Genomic DNA, 7,640 nt, shown 5'->3' with positions numbered 1-7,640 from the left:
TCATGTCCGCCCAGCTGTCGGCGTCATAGACGACCGGCGTGAAGGCGAAATTATATTCAGGCGGGGGCGAACTGGTCGCCCATTCGAGCGTGCGCCCGTCCCAGGGATCGCCGGTCACGTCGCGCAGGCTGTCGCGCTTCCAGATGGAGACGGCGAACTGGATCAGCATCGCGCCGATGCCGCAGGCGATGATGGCCGCGCCGATCGCCGCGATGACGAACCAGATTTGCAAAGACGGGTCGTCGAACACGCGCATCCGGCGGGTGACGCCCATCAGCCCCAGCACATAGAGCGGCCCGAAAGCGAGCCAGAAGCCGATATTCCAGCACCAGAAGGATACATGCCCCCAGAACTGGTTCAGCCTGAACCCGAACGCCTTGGGCCACCAGTAATTGATCGCCGCGAACAGGCCGAACAGCACGCCGCCGATGATGACATTGTGGAAATGCGCGATCAGGAACAGCGAATTGTGCAGCACGAAGTCGGCGGGCGGCACCGCCAGCAGCACGCCGGTCATGCCGCCGATGGTGAAGGTCAACATGAAGGCGACCGCCCACATCATCGGCAGTTCGTAGCGGATGCGGCCGCGATACATGGTGAACAGCCAGTTGAAGAGCTTCGCGCCCGTCGGGATCGAAATAATCATCGTCGTGATGCCGAAGAAGCTGTTGACGCTGGCGCCCGACCCCATGGTGAAGAAATGGTGCAGCCACACCAGATAAGACAGCACCATGATCGTGCAGGTCGCATAGACCATCGAGGTGTAGCCGAAGAGTCGCTTGCTGGAGAAGGTCGACACGACTTCGGAAAAGACGCCGAACAGCGGCAGGATGAGGATGTAGACCTCCGGGTGGCCCCAGATCCAGATGAGGTTCACATACATCATCGGGTTGCCGCCGAAGTCGTTCGTGAAGAAGTTGGTGCCCACATACCGGTCGAGCGACAGCAGCACGAGCGTTGCGGTCAGGATCGGGAAGGAAGCGACGATCAGCACGTTGGCGCAGAGCGAGGTCCAGGTGAAGACTGGCATCTTCATGAGCGTCATGCCCGGCGCGCGCATCTTTACGATCGTCGCGATGAGGTTGATGCCCGACAATGTGGTGCCGACGCCCGCTACCTGGAGCGCCCAGATATAATAATCGACGCCGGTCGCGGGGCTATAGTCGATCCCTGACAGCGGCGGATAGGCGAGCCAGCCGGTCTGCGCGAACTCGCCGAGGAACAGTGAGCACATCACCAGCACCGCGCCGCCGGTCGTCATCCAGAAGCTGAAATTGTTGAGGAACGGGAAACTGACATCGCGCGCGCCGATCTGGAGCGGGACGATATAGTTCATCAGGCCGGTGATGAACGGCATCGCCACGAAGAAGATCATGATGACGCCGTGGGCGGTGAACACCTGGTCATAATGGTGGGCGTTCAGATAGCCTTCCGACCCGTTGAAGGCCCAGGCCTGCTGGATGCGCATCATGATCGCGTCGGCGAACCCGCGCAGGAACATGATGAGGCCCAGCACCATATACATGATGCCGATCTTCTTGTGATCGACGCTGGTGAACCACTCCTTCCAGAGATAGCCCCAGAGCTTGAAATAGGTCAGGGCCGCCACGAGCGCCGCCCCGCCCAGCACCACCGCGACGAAGGTCGCGACGACGATAGGCTCATGCCAGGGGAAAGCGTCCCAGGTCAGACGTCCGAAGATCATCTGTGCGGTTGTCATGGTGGCGGCCTTACTGGTGCTGCGCGTGCGCTGATGCGCCGCTGTGGTTGCTATGGTCTGCCGAGGGCGCATGGGCCGATCCGGCCGCGTCGGGCGCGGTTTCCTGGCCCCGGTTGCGGTCGGTCTGCTCGATCACATGACTGTTGGGATAATCATATTGCAAACCGCGTGTATCGCGCGCCGACTCCTTGCCCGCGCCGCCCATCATGTCGACGTGCATGAGTTCGCCCATGCAGCGCTGGCCGGGCTTGGGGCAGAGGTTGACGACCGCGTCGAACAGCTTCGCGTCGCCAGCCCGGAAATAAGCGACCGGCGCCTTCTCGGTCGGGCGGGCGAGTTCGAGATAGACGGGGCGGTCCAGCGCCACCGGACTGGTCCTGACCTTCGCCGCCCAGGCATCGAAGCCCGCGCGGTCCATCGCGTGATAGGCAAAGCGCATATGGCTGAAGCCCGCGCCCGAATAGTTGGCGGACAGCCCCTTGCTCGTCACCGGACGATTGGCGACAGCGTGAAGCTGCGTCTTCATCCCCGGCATCGCATAGATCATGCCCGCGAGTTCGGGCACGTAGAAGCTGTTCATCACGGTCGAAGCAGTGATGTCGAAGCGCACCGGCACATTGACCGGCAGCGCCAGTTCATTGACCGTGGCGATCCCTAACTCGGGATAGATAAACAGCCATTTCCAGTCGAGCGCGACCACCTGGACGGTGAGTGGCTTCACCCTGGGGTCGACCCGCATGTTCGAGTCGATCCGATCGAGCGGACGATAGGGGTCGAGTTTGTGGGTGCTGAGCCAGGTCAACGCGCCCAAGGCTATGATGATGAGAAGCGGCGCGGACCAGATCAGCAGTTCGAGCTTCGTGCTGTGATCCCAGTCGGGATCATAGTCCTTCTCGCTGGCGGCATTGGTCGCGCGATAGCGCAGCGCGAACCAGATGACGAGCCCCATGACCGGCAGCACGATGAGCAGCATCAGCCCGGTCGAGATCAGGATCAGGTCGCGCTGCTGCACTGCAATATCGCCCGACGGGTTCATCACGACCATGTCGCAGCCCGCCAGAAGCGTCGCGAGCATCGGGGCGCACCAGCGCAAGAGCTGCGTCCGGCCGAAAGGGGAGAGATGTGGCATGGAGCGCGCCTACGCCTTGCCGGCGGAGAGGCACAGTGGGCATTTTGTCCCATTATGTGCAGACGCAAAAAACACGCGGCGCGCGGGATACCGCTTAGACTTTGGCGGTTTTCTGTTATGTTGCCTCGCCCAGGCCGCTGACAGACGGGACGTCCGCGCCGGTGGCCCAGCCAAGGAGCGGATGAGTATGAATAGTGGGGCCATCGCCTTCACCTCCAAGCCTTTGGAAGACGACGCGCGCAAGATCAATGCGCGCGACGAGCGGATCGCGCCGGGGGATATTTCGATCGGCGTCATCATCGGCCGCACCTCCGAGTTCTTCGACTTCTTCGTCTACGCGATCGCGTCGGTGATCGTGTTCCCGAACCTGGTCTTTCCCTATGTCGACGCGCTCACCGGCACGCTCTATTCCTTCGCGATCTTCGCCGTCGCCTTCATCGCCCGGCCGATCGGATCACTGGTCTTCATGGCGATCGACCGGCGCTACGGGCGGGGAACGAAGCTGACCGGGGCGCTGTTCCTGCTCGGCAGTTCGACGGTCGCCATTGCCTTCCTACCCGGTTACGAGACGATAGGCCATTATGCTGCATTAGTCCTCATCATCCTGCGCGCGGCGCAGGGGGTGGCGCTCGGCGGCACTTGGGACGGGCTGGCGTCGCTGCTGTCGCTCAATGCGCCGCGTCACCAGCGCGGCTGGTATGCGATGGTGCCGCAGCTGGGCGCGCCGCTGGCGCTGCTGGTGGCGAGCGGGTTGTTCGCCTTTTTCCTCATGAACCTGTCGGAAGCCGATTTCCTGAGCTGGGGCTGGCGCTATCCCTTCTTCGTCGCTTTCGCGATCAATGTCGTCGCCCTGTTCGCGCGCCTGCGCATTGTCGTCACCCATGAGTTCGAGCGGCTGTTCGAGCAGCGCGACCTGGTGCCCTCGCCGGTGCTGCCGACCGTGAAGGCGGAAGGGCGCAACATCATCATCGGCGCCTTCGCTCCGCTGGCGAGCTTCGCTTTGTTCCATATGGTCACGGTGTTCCCGCTCTCCTGGGTCGCGCTCTACACCGAACAGCCGATCGAGCGTTTCCTTATCATCGAGATGATCGGCGCATCGGTAGGGCTGCTGGCGATCGTCGTGTCGGGCTTTGTCGCCGACCAGATTGGCCGCCGTTCGCTGCTCGGCTGGTCGGCGGGCGGCATCGCCATCTTCTCGGTGATGGCGCCGCTGCTGCTGACTGGCGGCGATCTGGGCGAAGTGGCGTTCATGATCCTGGGCTTCATGCTGCTCGGTCTGTCCTTCGGCCAGTCGTCGGGGGTGGTCGCCTCCAACTTCGCGACCGAGGCCCGCTATACCAGTTCGGCGCTGACGTCGGACTTGGCCTGGCTGGTGGGCGCGGGCTTCGCGCCGCTGGTGGCGCTGGCGCTGTCGGTCAGGTTCGGGCTTGCGGCGTCGGGCATCTACCTGCTGTCGGGCGCAGTCGCGACGATGGTGGCGCTCTATATCAACAAGGAGCTTGCAGGCCGGGATCGTTAAGCGGCCCGCCGCATCCGCGCCAGCGCCTTGCGGTCGAACCAGCCGGTGAGGCCGGGGCGCGGGCGCCAGCGGGGGAGCCAGTCTGCATAGAGGCTCGACAGGCGCGCGGGTAGGCCATCCGGCCCCTCGCGCGCCATGATGTCGGACACGATCCGGTTCTGATAGAAGCGGACGGAGTAGTTGATGAGCCGCTTATACTGCATCGTCCAGGTCGACGGGCGGGCGAGGCTCACCTGCTCGGCGAGGAAGCCGGCGCGGTCGCACATCACCACCCGCTCATGGACCCACTGGCTGTCCCGCTCCAGCCCGGTATGCGCCCAGGCGGCGACCAGGCCATCGTCGCCGATCAGATCCTCGGGCAGGCGCAGGCCGCGCGTCCGTATCTCCCGCACGAAGCGGCCCGAGAGGGCATACAGGTCACCGAAGAGGCCGCCTTCGACCCGCAGCCCGTCGCGATAGGCAGCCGCCATGCGGCCGTTCATCGGCATCCCGGCCGCGGCATTGGCGTCAGGATAGGCGGCAAGGCAGGCGACCAGCGCGTCGAATGATCCCCCGACGATTTCCGCGTCGCCATCCATGAAGATCACTGCCTCCTCGCTGCCGGTCAGCAGGTCATGGACGGCGTGGTTCCAGGTGCGCGATTTGCCGCCCTGAGCAATGTCATGGACGATGACGTTACCGCGGCCGCCCGCCGCCGCCTTCGCCCGCGCCACAGTGGCGTCGGTGGTGCCGTTCACCAGCACATGGAACAGCGTGTCGGGCCGGTCGAGCGGCAGCGAGGCGAGGCAGAGGCCGATCCGCCGCTCCTCCTGATGGGCGAAGATGAGGACGGCGAGCGTCATGGCGCTCAGCGGAAATCCCAGCTTTGCTGGCCGTGCTGACGCGCGTCGAGCCCTTCGGCCTCCGCTTCGGGGCTAACCCGCATCGGGATGACCACCGAGACGATAAGGGCAGCGATGGCGCTGCCGACCAGCGCCCAGAGCGCGACGACGGCGAGGCCGATGATCTGGCTGACGAGTGCGCCGGTGAGGCCGATATTGCCCTCGAAACCCACGCCGCCCAGCAATGGCAGCACGAAGACGGGGAGGAGCAGCGCTCCGGTCGCGCCGCCCAGGCCATGGATCACGAAGATGCCCGCGCTATCGTCCACCCAGCGGGCGAGAGCGCCCGCGCCGATGCGGCAGACGATCGCGGCGATGAGGCCGATCAGCATCGCTCCGCCGGTGCCGACCAGCGCGGCGGAGGCGGAAATGGCGGCGATCCCGGCCAGCGCGCCGGACAGCACGCCGGTTGCGCTGCTGCGTCCGCCCAGCAGCTTGTCTAGCAAGGCCCAGCCGAGCGCGCCGGCGCAGGCGGCGAAATGATGGTTGAGAAGCGCGGTCGCCGCGTCGTCGGTCGCGCCCCGCGCCCAGCCGCCGACCGCGCCCGACAGGCCGATCCACAGCAGCGCGCCGCCCGCCAGGCTCAGCACCGGGGCGTGGCCGGCATCGCCGCGCTCGCGCCGCCGCCCGACGATCAGCGCCAGCGCCAGCGCGGAAAAGCCGGCCAGCGCATGGATGCCCAAGGCTCCGGCAAAATCCATGACGCCCAGCTCTGCGAGCCAGCCGCCGCCCCACACCGCATGGGCGAGCGGCGCATAGACGAGCAGCAGCCAGAGCGGCGCGAAGGCGATCCACCAGCCGATCGGCGTCCGCTCCGCCACCGCGCCGACCGGCAGGCAGGCGGCGATGAGCGCCAGGCCAAGCTGGAACAGGACGAAAGCCGATTCGGGCACCGTGAGGCCGTCGGGCAGCTGCCCCAGATTGGCGAGCAGCAGGTTCGCGCCGCCGCCGATCCAGCTTCCCCCGGGCGCATAAGCGAGGCTGTAGCCTGCCAGCGCCCAGACGATCGAAGCCATCGCCGCGACCGCCGCGCCTTGCGCCATCACCGACAGCGCGCTGCGGACATTGACTTGGCCCCCATGGCGCAGCATCAGCCCCGGCAGCGCCGCGACCAGCAGGAGCAGCGCGCACAGCAGCATCCAGCCGGTGTCGCCGCTGTCCGCCGCCGCGACCTGCGCGAAGACGGGCTCCGGCGCGGCGACCGCCAGGAAGATGAGCAGGGCGTGGGGCAGGCGCATAAGGCTGGTCCGATCATCATTATCGCGTCCGGCTCTAGCGGAGGGGCGGTAAAGTTTTCGATAAGCATGGGCGCCAAGGGGTCATCCTACGAAGTTCACACCGTCGCGGGGTTTTTCGGGGCGAAGCCCCTGCGACGCGCTCGCCATGCGCTCGCGACGCGCCTCCAAGGTCACGGCCGGGTAACGGGTGCGCGTCACTGACGCGCCTGCGACGCGCCGGTCGGGTTGCGGGACGGTCATCCGTGGGCAAGGCCGGCGCGATTGTCGGGTGGCGCGGTTGGTCGGGCGAAGGAGCGGGCGGGGGCATCCGATAGGGTGAAGCAGAAAAAGGCGGAGTAGGACAGGGTTTGATCGCTGGGGGAGGCTCAGTGAGATATGTGTTCGCGCGGAGGCGCGGAGGCGCGGAGGGGTTGCGCCACCTCTCCGCGCCTCCGCGCCTCCGCGCCTCCGCGTGAACCGGTCTTTACTCGCGTAGGCGCAAACGGCGCTTTAGGAGCGCATTGTTCTCAACACGCCTTCTTCTCAACGAAGGTCAGGTAAGAAATGATTCGCTGGCGGATCATTTTCCCCTCTTCCTGCAAGGAAGGGGGTCTGAAGACGGCCACAAGGGGAGGTTATTGCACCACCTGCAAAAGGCTAACGATTTTGTCTGCTGCATCACTCGGCGAAGTACAGACGGTATCGATGGTCAAGCTTGGTGCAGGCATCGAGGCGTCGCACTCACGCATCGATGGACGGAGTTGCCTAAGCAACTCCACTGATCGAAGCTTGCCAAACTCGGCACGGCTATGACTATCAATGCGCCGCTCCTGCTCGGCATCATCGACGCTAAGCGCGACAAACACAACCTCTCCACCGAGGCGAGATACCGCGTTCGACACACGCATTGGGAAATCGTTTGCCACGCTCGCTTCCGGAGCGAAGGTGAAGATGATCGACCGATTTCCCTCAGCTGCCGCTTGAAACGTGTCTATCCAAAATTGCTCACGCAATCTCAGGAATTCGGCCGATCCAAAGGGAAACACCGCTCCAACGGCATCTACAATCAAGTGGTTGTGGAATAATGGCAGCCCAGTCCGTTCAGAAACGATACGTGCGACTGTAAGCTTTCCTGACGCTGGCGGACAGTAGATGAAGACGAGGCGCATTATCC

General features: G+C 64.7%; 6 protein-coding genes. 1 reads left to right on the top strand and 5 read right to left on the bottom strand.

The window, feature by feature from the left end:
- Positions 1-1,705, bottom strand: a 1,705-nt coding sequence (locus V2B31_RS06220; protein ID WP_328276495.1) for a cbb3-type cytochrome c oxidase subunit I, incomplete at its 3' end; no start/stop codon positions are given.
- A gap of 25 nt (positions 1,706-1,730) precedes the next feature.
- Positions 1,731-2,849 carry a ubiquinol oxidase subunit II gene (gene cyoA / locus V2B31_RS06215; protein WP_328276492.1) on the bottom strand — a complete coding sequence of 373 codons (1,119 nt, stop codon included), beginning with the start codon at positions 2,847-2,849 and terminating at the stop codon, positions 1,731-1,733.
- A gap of 187 nt (positions 2,850-3,036) precedes the next feature.
- On the opposite strand from cyoA, the gene V2B31_RS06210 reads away from it, so the two are divergent.
- Complete coding sequence (locus V2B31_RS06210; protein WP_328276494.1) at positions 3,037-4,368, top strand: MFS transporter; 1,332 nt, start codon at positions 3,037-3,039, stop codon at positions 4,366-4,368.
- Here the strand turns inward: V2B31_RS06210 and V2B31_RS06205 are convergent.
- The 3 genes from V2B31_RS06205 to V2B31_RS06195 all read right to left on the bottom strand — a co-directional run bounded on the left by V2B31_RS06205 (position 4,365) and on the right by V2B31_RS06195 (position 7,635).
- A complete protein-coding gene (locus V2B31_RS06205; RefSeq protein ID WP_328276491.1) occupies positions 4,365-5,210 on the bottom strand; it encodes a glycosyltransferase family A protein in 846 nt (281 codons plus the stop codon). The genes V2B31_RS06210 and V2B31_RS06205 overlap by 4 nt on opposite strands.
- Before the next feature lie 5 nt (positions 5,211-5,215).
- Positions 5,216-6,487: an ammonium transporter gene (locus tag V2B31_RS06200; RefSeq protein ID WP_328276490.1), complete on the bottom strand. Its 1,272-nt coding sequence runs from the start codon at positions 6,485-6,487 to the stop codon at positions 5,216-5,218.
- A gap of 614 nt (positions 6,488-7,101) precedes the next feature.
- Positions 7,102-7,635 (bottom strand): shikimate kinase, encoded by a 534-nt coding sequence (locus V2B31_RS06195; RefSeq protein WP_328276488.1) that lies wholly within the window; start codon positions 7,633-7,635, stop codon positions 7,102-7,104.
- Between the last annotated feature and the right edge of the window lie 5 nt (positions 7,636-7,640).

Origin of the sequence: Sphingobium sp. (assembly GCF_036170395.1) — a bacterium.
Classification (GTDB): domain Bacteria; phylum Pseudomonadota; class Alphaproteobacteria; order Sphingomonadales; family Sphingomonadaceae; genus Sphingobium.
This window is presented reverse-complemented; position numbering and strand designations above follow the sequence as displayed.